Source organism: Streptomyces sp. NBC_00510, assembly GCA_036013505.1.
Lineage (GTDB): Bacteria > Actinomycetota > Actinomycetes > Streptomycetales > Streptomycetaceae > Actinacidiphila.
Window position 1 is genome coordinate 4,739,361 of the sequence record CP107851.1, and the last position, 15,423, is coordinate 4,754,783.

General features: G+C 71.3%; 21 protein-coding genes and 1 pseudogene. 5 read left to right on the forward strand and 17 right to left on the reverse strand.

The window, feature by feature from the left end; translation table 11 throughout:
- Nucleotides 1-122 precede the first annotated feature (122 nt).
- Together OG937_21235 and OG937_21240 are read right to left on the reverse strand one after the other, a co-directional pair.
- Nucleotides 123-899 (reverse strand): HAD family phosphatase, encoded by a 777-nt coding sequence (locus OG937_21235; protein WUD74034.1) that lies wholly within the window; start codon nt 897-899, stop codon nt 123-125.
- Between the two features lie 10 nt (nt 900-909).
- Nucleotides 910-1,770 carry a winged helix-turn-helix domain-containing protein gene (locus OG937_21240; protein ID WUD74035.1) on the reverse strand — a complete coding sequence of 287 codons (861 nt, stop codon included), beginning with the start codon at nt 1,768-1,770 and terminating at the stop codon, nt 910-912.
- Nucleotides 1,771-2,107: 337 nt separating this feature from the next.
- Here OG937_21240 and OG937_21245 point away from each other — a divergent pair, with 337 nt between their 5' ends.
- Nucleotides 2,108-2,275: a hypothetical protein gene (locus OG937_21245; GenBank protein ID WUD74036.1), complete on the forward strand. Its 168-nt coding sequence runs from the start codon at nt 2,108-2,110 to the stop codon at nt 2,273-2,275.
- A gap of 58 nt (nt 2,276-2,333) precedes the next feature.
- Nucleotides 2,334-2,513 (forward strand): hypothetical protein, encoded by a 180-nt coding sequence (locus OG937_21250; protein WUD74037.1) that lies wholly within the window; start codon nt 2,334-2,336, stop codon nt 2,511-2,513.
- Here OG937_21250 and OG937_21255 read toward each other — a convergent pair.
- Both OG937_21255 and OG937_21260 read right to left on the reverse strand, forming a co-directional pair.
- Nucleotides 2,510-3,751 carry a GNAT family N-acetyltransferase gene (locus OG937_21255; protein WUD74038.1) on the reverse strand — a complete coding sequence of 414 codons (1,242 nt, stop codon included), beginning with the start codon at nt 3,749-3,751 and terminating at the stop codon, nt 2,510-2,512. The genes OG937_21250 and OG937_21255 overlap by 4 nt on opposite strands.
- A 58-nt stretch (nt 3,752-3,809) precedes the next feature.
- Complete coding sequence (locus OG937_21260; protein WUD74039.1) at nt 3,810-4,382, reverse strand: ABC transporter substrate-binding protein; 573 nt, start codon at nt 4,380-4,382, stop codon at nt 3,810-3,812.
- A 171-nt stretch (nt 4,383-4,553) separates the two neighbouring features.
- Here OG937_21260 and dtd point away from each other — a divergent pair, with 171 nt between their 5' ends.
- Nucleotides 4,554-4,979, forward strand: a complete 426-nt coding sequence (gene dtd / locus OG937_21265; protein ID WUD74040.1) for a D-aminoacyl-tRNA deacylase — start codon at nt 4,554-4,556, stop codon at nt 4,977-4,979.
- A 10-nt stretch (nt 4,980-4,989) separates the two neighbouring features.
- Here the strand turns inward: dtd and OG937_21270 are convergent, their stop codons facing one another.
- The 7 genes from OG937_21270 to OG937_21300 all read right to left on the reverse strand — a co-directional run bounded on the left by OG937_21270 (nt 4,990) and on the right by OG937_21300 (nt 10,720).
- Entirely contained in the window at nt 4,990-6,018 is a 1,029-nt protein-coding gene (locus OG937_21270; GenBank protein ID WUD74041.1) for a folate-binding protein, read from the reverse strand.
- A gap of 10 nt (nt 6,019-6,028) precedes the next feature.
- Nucleotides 6,029-6,481: a transcriptional repressor gene (locus OG937_21275; protein WUD74042.1), complete on the reverse strand. Its 453-nt coding sequence runs from the start codon at nt 6,479-6,481 to the stop codon at nt 6,029-6,031.
- 79 nt (nt 6,482-6,560) lie between these two features.
- Complete coding sequence (locus tag OG937_21280) at nt 6,561-7,124, reverse strand: FABP family protein (protein ID WUD74043.1); 564 nt, start codon at nt 7,122-7,124, stop codon at nt 6,561-6,563.
- Nucleotides 7,125-7,369: 245 nt separating this feature from the next.
- Nucleotides 7,370-8,440 (reverse strand): hypothetical protein, encoded by a 1,071-nt coding sequence (locus tag OG937_21285; GenBank protein WUD74044.1) that lies wholly within the window; start codon nt 8,438-8,440, stop codon nt 7,370-7,372.
- Nucleotides 8,437-9,366, reverse strand: coding sequence for a hypothetical protein (locus OG937_21290; GenBank protein WUD74045.1), 930 nt, complete (start codon nt 9,364-9,366; stop codon nt 8,437-8,439). Before OG937_21290 ends, OG937_21285 begins: the two co-directional genes overlap by 4 nt.
- Nucleotides 9,363-10,157: a hypothetical protein gene (locus OG937_21295; GenBank protein WUD74046.1), complete on the reverse strand. Its 795-nt coding sequence runs from the start codon at nt 10,155-10,157 to the stop codon at nt 9,363-9,365. Before OG937_21295 ends, OG937_21290 begins: the two co-directional genes overlap by 4 nt.
- Complete coding sequence (locus tag OG937_21300) at nt 10,061-10,720, reverse strand: hypothetical protein (protein ID WUD74047.1); 660 nt, start codon at nt 10,718-10,720, stop codon at nt 10,061-10,063. Before OG937_21300 ends, OG937_21295 begins: the two co-directional genes overlap by 97 nt.
- A gap of 13 nt (nt 10,721-10,733) precedes the next feature.
- Here OG937_21300 and OG937_21305 point away from each other — a divergent pair, with 13 nt between their 5' ends.
- Together OG937_21305 and OG937_21310 are read left to right on the forward strand one after the other, a co-directional pair.
- Nucleotides 10,734-11,072 carry a hypothetical protein gene (locus tag OG937_21305; GenBank protein WUD74048.1) on the forward strand — a complete coding sequence of 113 codons (339 nt, stop codon included), beginning with the start codon at nt 10,734-10,736 and terminating at the stop codon, nt 11,070-11,072.
- Nucleotides 11,073-11,120: 48 nt separating this feature from the next.
- Complete coding sequence (locus OG937_21310; protein ID WUD74049.1) at nt 11,121-11,483, forward strand: DsrE family protein; 363 nt, start codon at nt 11,121-11,123, stop codon at nt 11,481-11,483.
- A gap of 35 nt (nt 11,484-11,518) precedes the next feature.
- Here OG937_21310 and OG937_21315 read toward each other — a convergent pair whose 3' ends face one another.
- The 6 genes and pseudogenes from OG937_21315 to OG937_21340 form a co-directional block, all read right to left on the reverse strand.
- Entirely contained in the window at nt 11,519-11,788 is a 270-nt protein-coding gene (locus tag OG937_21315; protein ID WUD74050.1) for a DUF3099 domain-containing protein, read from the reverse strand.
- Nucleotides 11,789-11,874: 86 nt separating this feature from the next.
- Nucleotides 11,875-12,165, reverse strand: a complete 291-nt coding sequence (locus OG937_21320; GenBank protein WUD74051.1) for a DUF1416 domain-containing protein — start codon at nt 12,163-12,165, stop codon at nt 11,875-11,877.
- Nucleotides 12,166-12,199: 34 nt separating this feature from the next.
- Nucleotides 12,200-13,045, reverse strand: coding sequence for a sulfurtransferase (locus OG937_21325; GenBank protein WUD74052.1), 846 nt, complete (start codon nt 13,043-13,045; stop codon nt 12,200-12,202).
- A 384-nt stretch (nt 13,046-13,429) separates the two neighbouring features.
- Entirely contained in the window at nt 13,430-14,143 is a 714-nt protein-coding gene (locus OG937_21330) for a DUF2993 domain-containing protein (protein WUD74053.1), read from the reverse strand.
- Between the two features lie 45 nt (nt 14,144-14,188).
- Nucleotides 14,189-14,929, reverse strand: a pseudogene (locus OG937_21335) (hypothetical protein).
- Between the two features lie 145 nt (nt 14,930-15,074).
- Entirely contained in the window at nt 15,075-15,338 is a 264-nt protein-coding gene (locus OG937_21340; protein WUD74054.1) for a MoaD/ThiS family protein, read from the reverse strand.
- Nucleotides 15,339-15,423 lie beyond the last annotated feature (85 nt).

The following is a 15,423-nucleotide window of genomic DNA, read 5'->3' on the forward strand; positions in this document are numbered from 1 at the left end:
TTTGAGATCGACCCAGCAGGGAATCACCACTTGATACGGTGTGGATGAGGGCCGAGCCTATACGAGTCTTCCGCGTGATGCGAATCGAAACCTCGAGTTCTGTCAATCGAAATTTCCGCGCATCACTCCCTCACAGGAGCGCTCCGGCAGTCGAGATCAGCCCGGGAGAAAGCTTCCGTCACCTCACGCATGTCGCTGACCAGGAAATCCGCACCGGCCCCCAGTAGCCGCTTGCCGCGCTCTGGATCGCGCTCGTCGGGGGTGTCATATGCCAGAAATCTGACCCCCGCACTGCTGGCAGCCTTCAGATCGCGCACGGAATCACCAATCATGAGGCAATTGCCCGGGTCTCCTTCCGATCCGATGTGCCGCATGGCCATGAGGAGGCAATTGGGGTTCGGCTTCATGAGCTGGGGAGCCTCTCGGCCAAAGATTCTTTCACCGAATGGGCGGTCTAGCCCGTGTTTCTTCAGGTAGAGCCGAACCGCTGCCGCAGAATTGTTCGTCGTGATCGCGATCGGCAGTTGTGCGCCGTCCAGCAACTCCACGAGTTCCGCCGCACCCTCTGTGGGGCGCGGCGCCACCTCCGCGGCCTTCCGCTCGGCCTCAGCGAGCACCTCGTCGAGGCCTCGATGTATGTCGCCAGGTATGTCGTCCCGCTCTGCGACGTCGTACAGCAGTTGATGCGTATCTGTGTACGACTCGAATTCCGATAGGAGTTGTGGCTCGCGTTCCGATAGGAGCCGTAGCTCGCGACGCAGGTACTCCTTCATGCTCTCGGCCACTGCTGCGGCCGTGTACACGGCGAACAGGTCACAAAGCGGCCCATCGAAGTCGAAGAGGACAACCTTGACGCCTCGTACGCGGCTCAGGAGCCGCTCAGGGTCGATCGAAGCCATTCAGTGAGTGTCACACCGATTCGGCGATTGTGTTCCACAAGGAGTCGAACCACTGCTGGCACTCTGCCCGTTGCTCGGGCCCCTGAAGATACAGACGCGCCCCCAGACCCAGGACGTCGTGGATCTGAGCGCTCTCGCCGTCCGGGAGGTCGACGGTGTTCGCCTCGACCTTGTAGAAGCCCATGAGCCCCTGATGTCGATTGAGCAGGTAGTACTTGGCCACCGGCGTGATGGGCAGGGTCCGTATGTCGACGGCCACGTCGACGTTCCGTCTGCCCAGGTCCTCCAGCAGGTTGCGCAGGGTGAACGCGTGGCGCTCGATCAGCTCGGACAGCCGGTCGAGCGGCCGGGTGTCCTCCGGCTGCCCCACAATTCGGGGGATCGCCAGATGTGCACCAGGACGAGCCAGCAGGAGTCGCACTTTGATAGACGAGGGCCGGAGCTCGCCCCTGAGGATGCGGCGCGCCAGCGGCACGATGGCCGCGTTGAGCGACTCTGCAGTCAGGCAGTACGCGTCGATCGTGATGTCATTCGCCCTGAACGCCTCAGCGATGGCGTCGTCCAGCTCAACGCTGCCGGCCTCCACGGTCGCCGTGGCGGTCCCGTTGGCGTGGGTGGCGACGGCGGACTTCCGCCAGTCGAGGGCGAAGACGCCCTTGCCCTGGGCCGACTCCACGTAGCCCTTGCCCTCGAGCGCCTTGATCGCCTTCTGAACGGTATCGCGGGACACGTCGAAGCGGTCCTTCAACTCGGCGTGCGTGGGGAGTTGATCGCCCGCTGCGATGGCGCCGTCCTCGATTTCGTGACGCAACACATCGGCCACGCGCTCGTATTCGCGCCTGGCTCCACCGACGGTGCGGTCGTTGCTCACGTGACCCACACTACAGCTTCACGCCAGACAAGTGGAGTTGACTGCATGGAGTTTAGGGATCTGCAGTCAGCGGCAACATGACCGTAGAGAAGTGCAGTCAACTGGGTCACCCTACAGTCGAGTTGAACCAGTCGATGCCATCGGGGGCCGCAGCCTCTCCGTCCCGACGACGCGCCGGGGATGGCCGCGGGTGACAGTGCAGCGCCACGACGCTTCGCACGCATCAGCAGCACCACGCTTCCGCTCAGCCACATGCCGACCCACGGGTCAAATCTGCCCCCTCCGCGCTCTACGCGCGGAGGGATCGATCCCACGCGCCTCGAAGGAGTGAATCGCTATGCCCGCTATCGCTCTGTGTGCCTTCGCGTTCGAGCAGCTCGTCCAGTGGCGGTACGGCGCGGCCGGCGCCTTCGCCGTCGGACTGTTCACGGTGGGCCACAAGGCCCGGAACACGACGTTCACGTGCGTCGGACTCGCGGTGATCGCGCTGCTCCTGGCCCAGTAGGGCCAGGACGGCAGCGGGCCCGCGCCTTGCGGTCGGCCACCTGGGAAGGGGGTGGGTCATGCTGTGGAGCCATGTGACGGCGGCACTGCTGGAGCAGTACCTGGCGTGGCAGTACGGGCCGTTGATGGGGCTGGGCGTACTGCTGGTGGGTGTCGGGCTCAAGGCCCGTTCCAGCTATGCGATGTGCGTCGGCGGGGTACTCGTCCTCCTGGTGCTGGTGTCCTACGGACACCACTAGAACGTGTCGATCGGCCACGGCCTGCGCGCGGTGCGGAACAGCGCGTCGAGGCGGGCCACGCCGCCCGGGCGGGATTCCGTGGCGCCGCCGGTGATGGTCAGGCGGGCCGCGGACTCGTCGCCGAGGTAGAGGGAGGCGAGGGCGGCGGCGGTGAGGTGGACGTCCGGGGCGGCGGAGGGGGCCGCCTCGGCGATGGCGGTGCCGTCGGCGGCGGCTTCGAGGCGGAAGCGGCCGGCGGCGTGGCCGTCGGGGTCGGCGACGTCGAGGACGACGGAGCCCGGCGCCGCGTAGGTGCGGGCGGACAGGGCGCGGGGGACGTCGAGCAGGCGCAGCCACAGGAAGTCGCTGGTGGAGTGGACGTGCGCGGCGCGTGGGTCACCGAGCAGCAACGGCAGGACGTCGTCCGGGCCGCGGAAGCCGGTGCGTACGGTGGCGACCCAGTCGATGGCGAGCAGGTAGCGCCACAGGGCGCGTTCGGCCTCGGGGGTGGCGGCGAACAACTCCCGCACGGTGAGCGGGACCTTCGGGAACATCCCGTGCCAGGTGTCCTCGGCCGTGTACGCGGCCAGGCCGTCGACGCGGCCGGAGGCGTCGCGGTAGAGGACGAAGATCGGTTCCTTCCAGGGGAAGGCGGGGTTGACCACCGTCCCCGTGGCGTACTCCCAGAAGCGCTCGGTGCGGTTGATCGCGCCGGGATGGCGCAGCCGCACCCGGTCGTGGAGCTGGGGGCCGAGCTTGAGGACCTCGGACGGGTCCGCCAGGTCGATGCGGCCGCTGTCGGACGGTGCTCCCTGGGGGCGGCCCGCGCGGGCGGTGTCGACCTCCCACTCGGTGACCCCTGCGGCGGGGCCGAAGCCGAAGCGGCCGTAGATCCGGTACTCGGCGGCGACGAGGATCGCGACCGGCTCGCCGCGGCGCACGGAGGCGTCGAGTTCCGCGGTCATCATGCGGGAGGCGAGGCCGCGGCGTCGGTGCGTGGCGGTGACGGAGACGTTGGTGATCGCCGAGGCGGGCAGCACCGCGCCGCCGGGCACGGTGAGTTCACGGGGCATGCTGCGGAAGGTGGCCACGCAGCGGCCCTCGTCGAACGCTCCCTGCGTGCGGTCCAGGTCCGTCTGGGAGCGGCGGAGGGCGATCTCCTCCTCGGTCACCGACGGCGGCCGGTGGAAGCCGGTGTTGACGGCGCGCAGCCAGCCGGGGAAGTCGGACTCACCGATCGTACGGACCTCAAGGCTCATGCCCCGCACGGTAGGCGGACCCCCGGCCCGGCCGCATCCCGTTTTCGCCGCGTCGCCGTCAGTCCCCCGCGAGCAGGTCGTCGACCCGGGCCTCGCCCTCGCGGTAGCGGCGGGCGATCTCGGTGCTGCAGCCGTCGACCGTCCGCTGCAGGGACTGCCGGCAGCGCGAGACCTGCTGCTCGTGCCGGACCAGCCGGCCCATCGCGTCGTGGAGTTCCTGGTCGGTGCGGGCCTCGAGGTCGGAGAGCTGGACCTCGGAGAGCATCTCCTCGGCGAGCTGCCGGTAGCGCTCGCTGTGCGGGGTGCCCAGGGTGACGTGGCGGGCGGAGGTGCGGTGCCGGGACGGGGTGTCGGTGAGGATCTCGGAGAGCCGGTCGAGCACGGGGGCGTCCGGGGCGGTGCGCCGGGCGAGTTCGGCGCGGAGGATGTCGATCCGGCCCTGCAGGAGCCGCCGCAGGTAGGAGAGGTCGGCCTCTTCCAGCTGGGCCTCGCGGCGCGCGGTGCGCAGCCCTTCGAGGGTGAGGTCGGCGAAGTCGGGCTGGGGGGTGCCGGCGGTGAGGGGGGAGCGCGGGCCCGGTGCCTTGAGCATGCGATCGCCTTCCGCCGTGCCGGTCGTGATGCTGTGCTTCATCGCTGTCCGTCCCCTCGTCCCCCACGTCGGGCAGATCTCGATCGTGCCACCGAGTAACTGCGTCGCGCAGGCACCTGCACCCGAACGGCGGCTCCGGACAGTTGTGCGTGAGTCCAAGCGGGCGTACGGCCCGGGCGCCGCGCGCCCCCACCGACCCGGGACAATGGCGGCATGCGTGCGGTGGCCCAGCGGGTGAGCGAAGCGAGTGTCGTGGTGGACGGCGAGACGGTCGGCGAGATCGTCGGTCCCGGCCTGTGCGTGCTGGTGGGGGTGACGCACGACGACACCGCGGAGAAGGCGGCCCAGCTGGCGCGGAAGCTGTGGGGGCTGCGCATCCTGCCCGGGGAGAAGTCCTGCTCGGACATCGCCGCGCCGCTGCTCGTGATCTCCCAGTTCACCCTCTACGGTGACGCCCGCAAGGGGCGCCGCCCCACCTGGAACGCGGCGGCGCCCGGCCCGGTCGCCGAGCCGCTGGTGGACGAGGTGGTGGCACAACTGCGGGCGCTGGGCGCGCACGTGGAGACGGGCCGCTTCGGAGCGGAGATGAAGGTCTCGCTCACGAACGACGGCCCGTTCACGGTCGTGCTGGAGATGTGAGGCGCGTCCCTCAGGGTTCGACGACCGTCTCCTGGTTCGCCGCCGTCCCGTCCGCGAGCAGCACCGCGTCCACCGGGGTGTTGCGCTTGATCACGGCGAGGGCGATCGGGCCGAGTTCCCAGTGCCGGGCGGAGGAGGTGACGGTGCCGACCGGGCGGCCGTCCGGTCCGTCCGCGGCGAGCCGTACGGGCGCGCCGTGGCCGGGCAGCTTGACCTCGCTGCCGTCCAGGTGGAGGAAGACCAGGCGGCGCGGCGGCCGGCCGAGGTTGTGCACCCGGGCGACGGTCTCCTGGCCGCGGTAGCAGCCCTTGTCGAGGTGGACGGCGGTGTCCAGCCAGCCCAGCTCGTGCGGGATGGTGCGGTGGTCGGTCTCCAGACCGAGCCGCGGCCGGTGCCCTTCGATCCGCAGGGCCTCCAGGGCCAGCACGCCGACGGGGGTGCCGACCTCGGAAAAGAAGCGCGCGGAGCTCTCTGAAAGGGCGGTGGCGGGCGACGGGCGGGCATAGGCCTCCAGTTCGCCGCGCGGCACGAACACGTCGCGGCCGTAGGGGACCTCGCGCACCGGCCAGTCCCCGGGGACGGCGGCGATGCTGCCCGCCGGCAGGTGCACGACGGCGTACTCGCCGGTCCGGTCCGAGACGTCGACCTGGTAGAAGAACTTCATGCTCTCCAGGTACGCGATCAGCTCGGCCTGCGTGCCGGGCTCGACGTGCATCCAGGTGGCCGTGCCGTCGTCGACGAGGTAGAGGGCGTGCTCGATGTGGCCGTGGGCGGAGAGGACCAGCGCCTCGGTGGCCCGGCCGGGCGGGAGGTCGCTGACGTGCTGGGTGAGCAGCAGGTGGAGCCACGCGAGGCGGTCCTGGCCGGTGACGGCGACGACGCCACGGTGGGAGAGGTCGACGAATCCCTTGCCGTCCGCCAGGGCGCGCTGCTCGCGGAAGAGGTCTCCGTAGTGCGCGGCGACTCCCTCGTCGGGGCCTTCCGCGGGAACGGCGCCGGGGAGCGACAGCAGGGGACTGGTCGTTGTTTGTCGCTGCATGCCCACCAGCCTACGTCCGGTTACTTGAACCCTCAGGCGTTCGGGGCTTCCCCGCGCAGTCCGCGCACCGGCCGAAGATCGCGAAGTGCTTCATGTCGGTCTCGAAGCCGTACGTCTCGCGCAGCCGCGCGGTCAGCGGCTCGGCCACGGACACGTCGGCCTCGATGACCGACTCGCAGTCCCGGCACACCAGGTGCATGTGGTGGTGCCGGTCGGCGAGGTGGTAGGTGGGGGCGCCGTGCCCGAGGTGGGCGTGGCTGACCAGGCCCAGTTCCTCCAGGAGCTCCAGGGTGCGGTAGACCGTGGAGATGTTGACGCCCGAGGCGGTCCTGCGCACTTCGGTCAGGATGTCGTCCGGCGTCGCGTGCTCCAGCGTGTCGACCGCCTCCAGGACAAGCTGCCGCTGCGGCGTCAGCCGGTAGCCGCGCTGCCTCAGGTCGCTCTTCCAGTCCGTGGTGACCACGAGGACAGTCTAGGCAAGGGAGAGGGGGATCACGGAGTCGTGATCCCCCTCGGGGGTCGCGCCGGACCCGCGGGGCGGCTCAGCGGAAGAAGGCGATGCCGTCGTCCGGGAGGTCCTTGAGGTCCTTGGCCCACTCGCTGGGGTTGACGACCTTCTTCAGGTGCGCCGACATGTAGGGGCGCAGCGGCACCTCGGGGGTGGCCTTCTCGCCCACCCACATCAGGTCGCTCTTGACGTAGCCGTACAGGCGCTTGCCGCCGCTGTACGGGGGCGCGTCGCCGAGCCGGGCCACGGCGTCGGTGACCAGGTCGATCTGCGGCTTGCCCTCGGCGAGCTCGCCGTACCAGATCTCGATCACGCCGTCGTCGCGGGTCATGGTGATCTCGACCTTGCGGTCCTTGTCGATCCGCCAGAAGCCCGACTCGCTCTCGAGCGGCTTCACCGGCTTGCCCTCGGCGTCCAGCACCCAGGACTTGGAGGTGTACTCCAGGAACGGCCGTCCGTCGTGGCTGAAGATCACTTCCTGCCCGAAGTTGCACTTCTCGGCGCCGGGGAAGTCGAAGACGCCCGCGCCCTCCCAGGTGCCCAGGAGGAAGGCGAGCGGGACCAGCTCGGGATGCAGGTCGGAGGGGATCTCGATCATGTTCAGCGCTGTCCCTGGTAGAGCTTCTTCACGGCCAGAGCGGAGAACGCGATGACGCCAAGGCAGACCAGGACGAGCAGGGTGTCGAAGAAGAACTCAATGGCGCTCACGAGCGTGCTCCTCGGGCAGGCGCGGACGGTCGGCGGCCCGGTGGGCCAGCTACGAGTCTAGTGGTCGGGTGCGGGCGCGGCCGCGTGAGGTCCGCTCCACGCGCCGCGCCCGCCCCCGATGTCCCGTTGCCCTCGTCAGCCGAGCAGCTGCGCCTGCAGCAGCACGGCCTGGTGGAACGGGACGGCCGGCTGGGTCCCGGCCTTGGAGAGCACGACCATGGCCAGGACGTCGCCGGACTGGACGTAGCCGTACCGGACGTGCTCGGCGCCGCGCGGCTTGTCCTCGTCGTAGAGGGACAGGTGCAGCTCGGAGTCGTCGAGCGACGTCGAATCCCAGTCCGTGTCGTAGTCGGCCGCCTCGGCCTTGGCGAGGGCGCCGTCGTCGATGAGCGCGTCCTTGACGTCGCTCGAGTACCCCCAGGTCGCGAACTGCAGCAGGTAGACCTCCGCGCGGGTGCCGTCGCCCATGGTCCAGGCGCGGGCGGCGATGTGCCGGAGGGTGTTCTGCTCGAGCGTCCCGGTCAGCTCCTTGCGGTCGTCCTCGCGGAAGACCTCCAGGAAGTCGCGGGTCGGCAGCCACCCGGTGGCGCCCGGGAAGGTCTTGTCGACCTTGGCCCCGGCGGGCGCCGGCAGCAGCAGGGTGCGGATGTCCGCGTAGTGCCGGCGGGGCGGGTTGTGGTCCCCGTCCAGCGGCCGGGGCGCCCCGGCCGGCAGCTTGGGCAGCTTCAGGGCGGGGTAGGTCCACCGGCCGTCGTCCGGGGTCCGCAGACCCGGGATCTCGGTCCGCTCGGGCTGCGTGACGGCGTACGCCGCGGCCCCGCCGAGAGCCGCGAACGCCACGACGGCGGCGGTCCACCGCACGGCGGCACGCAGCCCCCTGCGCTCCCGCAGCCGCTTCCGCGGGCGGGGCGCGGCAGGCTCCGCGGAGACGGCCTCGGAGACGGCCTCGGCGGGCACGGGCTCCACCACGGCTTCCGCCGCGGAGGCGGCGTCCCCAGGCGCGGGCTCCACCGGGGCGTTCTCCGCCGACGCGGCCTCCGTCGCGGCTTCGGCGACGACGGGCTCGGCGGCCTCCGCAGGCACGGCCTCCGCCGCGTCGCCCCCGGAGGGAGCCGCCTCGGGGGCGGCGTCCGTGAGGGTCTCCTCCGCCGGGGCGGCGGCCTGCGCCGGGATCTTCACGTCGTCGCTCTGGGTCTGCTCGGTCATGCGGCCTCTCCCGGGTCCTGTACGCGGTCGAGCTGCTGCTTGAACAGATCCGCGGCGTCGTCCTTCTTCAGCGGCGAGGCGCCCGAGACGGACATGCGGATGGTCAGGTCGCCCTCGGTCGCCTCGCAGATCATGGTGTCGAGCTTCGCGCCGGGCTTCTTGGGCGGCAGGACGCAGCGCGCCTTGGCGTGGCCCTCGATCTTCGGCCCGTTCCTGAAGACCCCGAGCGCCTTGGTGAACTCGGTGAAGAACTCGGTGCCGGCGCGCGCCGCGCGCTTGTTCTTCATCTGGACGATCTGCGTCTCGAAGACCGCCTCGCCCGACACCTCGCGGTACGTCCGCAGGCCCACGCCCTGGATGTGCAGCCCCGCCACGGCCTTGTGCAGACGGTCCCGCTGCTTCTTCGGCAGCCCGGCGAGGTCGCCCTCGAAGACGGCCACGGCCTCCTTGCCGGTGAACTCCGCGTCGTTGCCGTACTCGCCCACGTCCGGGCCCGGCATGTACGCATCGGGCACGGGCAGCAGCAGCTTGCCGAGCGCGCCGTAGTGGCTGCCGCCGGACTGGCTGCCGTACTCGCCGGTCTTCTTCGGCTCGGGGGCCTTCCAGGTCCGCGGGCTCGCCTGCTTGACGTCGTCCTTCTGGTGCTGCAGCACGGCGACGCCGATGCCACCGCCCGCGACGACGGCGACCAGCGCGGCCGCGATGCCCAGGGCGAGGCCACGGCGGCCGCGGCGGGGCGTGGGAATGGTCTCCGGCCCGGTGGTCCCGTCCGCGGGCGGAAGCCCGGCGAGCGGTGCCGGCTGGACATCGGGCTCGACCGACTGGCCCTGGGGCTGGTCCGGCTGCGGCCCGGGCCGCGTCGCCGGGGCCTCGGGGCGGACCTCGGGCTGCGGCTCCGCGGGGACAGGGGTGTTCTCGTCGCTCACAGCCGCTCCCACTGCCGCTCGGCCAGGGACATGATGGTGGACTTCTTGATCGGCCGGTCCGAGTGCACCCAGATGTCCATCATGACCGTGCCCTTGCGGGCCAGGGCGCGCGCCGTGTACAGGGGCAGATAGCCCGGCTTCGTCCAGGGCTTGGAGTACACCCACGCCCTGCCGTCGAAGGCGCCGGGGACGGCCGTCCCCTTGTTGCCCGCGTACTTCTTCCCGGCCATGTAGCTCTGCTGTCCGTCAAGCATCTCGTCGGTGAAGGTGTCCGCCTCGTCGCGGAACTGGATCAGGCGGACCTCGGTGGTGACGGCCGTGGCGTAGCCACCGGTCCGCCACATGGAGACGGCCGCCCTCCGGAAGTCGTTGCCGTTCAGCTCGCTGAACATGCCGTCCGGTTCCTCGAAGGTGTCGGCGTAGTCGTACAGCGAGAGCCAATGGTCGGCGCCGTACGTGCCGTCGAGGTCCTTGGCGCCCTTCGGCTTCTTCACCAGCAGCTTGCGCAGGTCCCCGTCGTACTTGGCCAGCGTGTCCTCGGTCGCCGCGAGCGGCTTCGCCGCGGGGGCGGCGCCCTTGGGCTGCGGGAGCTTCGACTGGGCGAGCGGGGGGAGCGGCGTCTCGGGGCGGTCGTACTGGATCTGGTACCCGGCGCCGGCGCCCGCGAGGACGCCGAGGACCGCCGCGCAGGCGATCAGCAGGGTGGTCCGGCCGCGTCTGCGCGGCGGGCGGACGGGGGGCCCGTCCGGAACAGGGGTGTCCTGTTCCGGGACGGGGGTGTCCTGGGACAAAGGGTTCTCCACTGGGGTGTCCGTGGGTGGGCGCGGCCGGCGCGCGGGCCGGCCGGTGACTTCGGTGTGCGGCTCAGCGGCCGGTCTTCAGGCGCCGGTACTGCTGGTCGAGGAGCCGGGCGAGCAGGGCCTTGCCCGGGGGTCTTCGCCCCGGTGACCGAGAGGGTCAGGTGCACGTCGCCCTGGTGGGACAGGACGATCACCGAGCCGGTGCTCTCGGCGGAGGAGGACGACAGCCGGTAGGCCTTGGCGGGGCTGCCCGACGAAGGGAGCGTGATCCGCGTGCCCTGGTAGTAGAAGGCGTTGTAGTAGCCGGTGGCGGAGCCGGCGCTCGCGAAGCGGACGAGCTGCGCGGAGACCTCGTACTCGCCGTCGCCGGTGAGGTAGGTCCGCTGGGCCGCCGCCTTGAAGCCGTAGGTGGCCAGGGCCTGCTTCACGTCGGCGGAGTCGGCGACCTCGGAACGGGAGAGATCGGTGCCCTCCTCGTCGCCGTAGACCTCGGCGTCCGCGGGCGGGACGAGCAGGAAGTAGCGCAGGTCGCCGCGGTGCTTCCCGTCGTCCACGGAGCCCTTGAGGGTGCCGGCGGGCGAGGGCGCCGCCGTCGCGCCGCGGCTCGGGGACGCCGTCGGTGACGGCGTCGCGGGGTCCGTCGTCTCCGGACTCCGGCTGCTCGGCTCGGCCCCGCCCGGCGACGCGGACGCGGTCGACGAGGACGCGGTCGACGAGGACGAGGAGCCGAACGCCACGACGGCCCCCGCGGTCAATGTCGCGAGCACAACAAGTCCGACGATCGTGGCGATCACGACGCCGGTACGCGAATCGGTACGCGCTTCCACAAGCCCCCCCGGGCAGAAATCCGCGGCCGGCGCGCTGATCGCACCTACGCGGCGAACGCATTATGCCGAGCGCTGGTAAACGCTCCCAATGTTTTTCCTGTGAGACGGGCCACCCTAAGGTATGACCATGGCGAAGAAGCTCGTGATCAAGGTAACCGCAGGTGCGGACGCTCCCGAACGGTGCTCCCAGGCGTTCACGGTGGCGGCGGTGGCGGTCGCCAGCGGCGTCGAGGTGTCGCTCTGGCTGACCGGCGAGTCCTCGTGGTTCGCGCTGCCGGGACGGGCCGCGGAGTTCGAGCTGCCGCACGCCGCGCCGCTGCCCGAGCTGATCGAGGGGATCCTGGCGGGCGGCCGGATCACGCTGTGCACGCAGTGCGCGGCGCGCCGGGACATCACGGAGAAGGACGTGCTGGACGGAATCCGGATCGCCGGTGCGCAGGTCTTCGTCAGCGAGGCCATGGCCGACGGCACGCAGGCACTCGTCTACTGAGCCCGGCCGGCCCGGCTCAGGGGCGCGCGGGCGCGTCAGCGCTGGTCGCGGTGGTCGTCGCGGCGGTCCAGCTCGCGCCACCACTCGTCGGACTTGGGGTCTCCGGTCTCGTCCCACCAGTGCTCGTCCGGGCCCCTGCGGTTCGCCACGACGGCGGCTATCGGCGGGATGACCATGGCCACCACGCACATCCCCACGGCCACCGGCACCGACCACAGGCGCACGAGGCTCCACGCCAGGACGAAGAGCAGCACGCAACTGCCCATCATGGCGTAATACCAGCGACGACGCCGCCTCGTGGACACCCTTCCACGGTACGACCCGAAGGGCCGCACTCCCAGTCGGTGGCCCGGTGGGATTGCGGCCCTTCGTCGTACGCGCGGTCGCCGGGTCAGACGGCGATGGCGACCTCGGTGAGGTCGCCCTGCTGGGCCACGACGGAACGGTCCACCGTCGCGCCCGGCACGAGGGCGCGCAGCGTCCACGAGCCCGGGGCCGCGAAGAAGCGGAACTGGCCGGTCGCCGAGGTCGGGACCTCGGCCGTGAACTCGCCGCCGCCGTCCAGCAGCCGGACGTAGCCGGTCACCGGCTCGCCGTCGCGGGTCACGGAACCCTGGATGATCGTCTCGGTCGCCACGTCGATGCCGGCCAGGTCCGGGCCGCCGGTCTTCGCTCCACACATGGTGCTGTTCCTCCGGGTCGGGGGTCTGGGGGGCTTACTTGGCGGCGCCGAGCTCGATCGGCACGCCGACGAGGGAGCCGTACTCGGTCCAGGAACCGTCGTAGTTCTTGACGTTGGGCTGGCCGAGCAGCTCGTGCAGCACGAACCAGGTGTGCGCGGAGCGCTCGCCGATGCGGCAGTAGGCGATGGTGTCCTTGGTCAGGTCCACGCCCTCGCCCTCGTACAGCTCCTTGAGCTCGTCGTCCGACTTGAAGGTGCCGTCGTCGTTGGCCGACTTCGACCACGGGATGTTGCGGGCGGTCGGGATGTGGCCGGGGCGCTGCGACTGCTCTTGCGGCAGGTGCGCCGGGGCGAGCAGCTTGCCGGAGAACTCGTCGGGCGAGCGGACGTCGACGAGGTTGAGGCTGCCGATGGCGGCGACCGCGTCGTCGCGGAAGGCGCGGATCGAGGCGTCCTGGGCCTGGGCCGTGTACTGCGTGGCCGGGCGGACGGGCACCTCGGAGCCGTCGACCAGGTCGCGGGAGTCCAGCTCCCACTTCTTGCGGCCGCCGTCGAGGAGCTTGACGTCCTGGTGGCCGTAGAGCTTGAAGTACCAGTAGGCGTAGGACGCGAACCAGTTGTTGTTGCCGCCGTAGAGCACGACGGTGTCGTCGTTGGCGATGCCCTTCTCCGACAGCAGCTTCTCGAAGCCGGCCTGGTCGACGAAGTCGCGGCGCACCGGGTCCTGGAGGTCGGTCTTCCAGTCGATCCGGACGGCGTTCTTGATGTGGTTCTTGTCGTACGCCGACGTGTCCTCGTCGACCTCGACGATGACCACCTTCGGGTCGTCGATCCGGGCCTGGACCCAGTCGGCGTCCACCAGGACGTCACTGCGGCTCATTGCTGTCTCCTCCGGGGCAGTTGCGGATGTCTCGGCGCACGGACGGGTGCGCACAGGTGCCGGGGCGCTGCACGGGCGCGTCGCGGCTTTTGCGCGGGGAAGGGCGGGGCTGCGTGCGGCGCCGGAAGACGGCGCGGGGGCCCCTACGGGATGCGACAGAGCATGGCGGCGACACGGCACAGGTCGACTGCCCGCCGCTTCGTGAGATCCGCCTGTCGCTTCATGGGCTCGATCGTAGGGAAGGGGACCGGCCGATGTCACCGGCGGTCCGCATCCCGAGATGAGATTGTCCGCACTACGAGATGAACATCAGGTGCCGGGCGGCCGCGCGGCCGCCCCGCCCCCGCCTGGTGCCGCCCCGACTGCGGAGCGGACACCCTCGTCTCACTGGGCGAGAACGACCTTCTTGCCCGTCGCCGCGATGCTGATGCCGTCGGCGTTCACGGTCACCGACGTGAGCTCGATGCCCTCCGGCAGGCCCGACAGCGCACGGGTGAAGTCGATCCGCTCGCGGACCAGGTCCTCCACGACCGGGGGCAGCGAGTCCAGGTCCGGTATCTTGCCCGCGCTCAGCTTGATGCTGTCCTTGCCGGCCAGGCTGATCCCGCTCACCACGCTGCGCTTGATCGAGCCGACCGGGGTGGAGACCTCGACCCCCACCTTGATCTGGCCCTTGCCGTCCGCCGAGGTGCCCCCGTAGCCGATGGTCACGCCGCTCGGGGCGGCCTTGGCGAAGTCCTCGTAGCTGACGAGGGCGGTGCCCTCGGCGGTGTCGGCGACCGCGCTGCTGAAGCCGCTGCCCAGGTCCACCCCGTGCAGGTCGGCCTGGAAGCGGGTGACGCGCAGCGTCTGCCCGCCGGTGCCGGCGGCCTGCACGCCGTCCGCCGTCACCGCGACGTCGTCCAGCTTCTTGACCAGCACCTGCGTGAGGAACGGGAAGCCCTTGATGTCGATCCCCGGCGGGGAGGTCAGCCCCAGCGTCGTCTTCGCCCGGTCCGCCGCCTCGGACTCCGCGAAGTGCACGGCGATCCGGTCCGCCGCGACGAACAGGCCGCCGAGGAGCACGACGAGGACGAGCAGGACCTTCAGAGCGCGCATCGGACAACCCCCGAGTCGGTGTTCGGACCGACCCTAGTCGGTGTGTCAGCCCAGCAGGGCCCGGGCCATGACGTAGACGCCCGGCGCCGCGGCGGTCAGCGGCAGCGCCACACCCGCCGTGAAGTGGACGAACCGGGACGGGAAGTCGTAGCTGGCCACCCGCAGGCCGATCAGCGCGCACACCCCGGCGGCCAGCGCGACCAGGGCCGCGTCGGAGGTCTCCAGCCGTCCGAGGGCGATGCCGCTGCCGGTGGCGGCTGCGAGCGCCACGGCCACGGAGACGACGCCGGGCAGCGGGATCGCCCGGGCGAGCGTCGCGACGGCGACCGCGATCACCGCGGTCACCACGGCGTCGGTGCCCCGCGGGTCCGCCGTGGTCGCCAGGAACCCGGTGGCCAGGATCGTGATCAGCGTCGAGGCGGTGGTCGCGGTCAGCGAGGAGAGCCGCTCCTCGGGACTGCCGCGGTGGCGCAGCTGCAGGACGAGGACGAGCAGCAGCCAGACGCCGAGGGTGCCCACGATCACCGCCGGGGCGTTGTCCGCCCCGGCGATCAGCACCGCGGCCTCGGCGGTGACGCCCGCCAGGAAGGCCAGCACGATGCCCTGCCTCGCCGGCCACATGCCGTTCAGCCGGAACCAGCCGGCCGCGGTGACCGCCTGCAGCACCACGCCCGCGGCGGCGAGCGCGGGGCGGCCCAGCAGCGCCCCGCCGGCCAGCAGCAGGGCCAGGGCGGTCGTGACGAGGGCGGGCTGCATGCCGGGGGCGATGATCGGCGAGCCGGTGCGGGACGCCTGCCGGCGCCGGGCGGCGCGACCGCCGTCCGGGGGCGGCTGCGGGGCGCCCCCGACGGGCGGGAGGACGGCGGTGGCGTCGTGCGCGGGCATCGCGCCCGCGCCGCGGTCGTACCAGTCGTGGTTGTCGGTCACGTGCTCATCCTCCCGCGAACGGCGGGAGCACCTCGACGGTGCCGCCGTCGGCCAACCGCACCCCGGTGTGGTCCCGGGTGCCGACGGGGTTCCCGTCGACCAGGAACGAACAGTTCGCCAGTACGCGGGCGAACTCGGGGCGCGACGCGTGGCGCTCGCGCGCCGCGTCCAGCGCCTCGGCGAGGGTGCCCTCCCGGTACGGCTCCTCCGCGGCGCCGGCGGCGGCCTTGGCCGCGGCCCAGTACCGGATGGTTCCGTGTGCCGCCATAGCGGTCCTTCCGTTCGCCCGTGCGGGTCCTGCCGCCGTCCATGATGGCGCAGCGCGGGCGCCGCGACGTGGCCGGGCCCCGGGC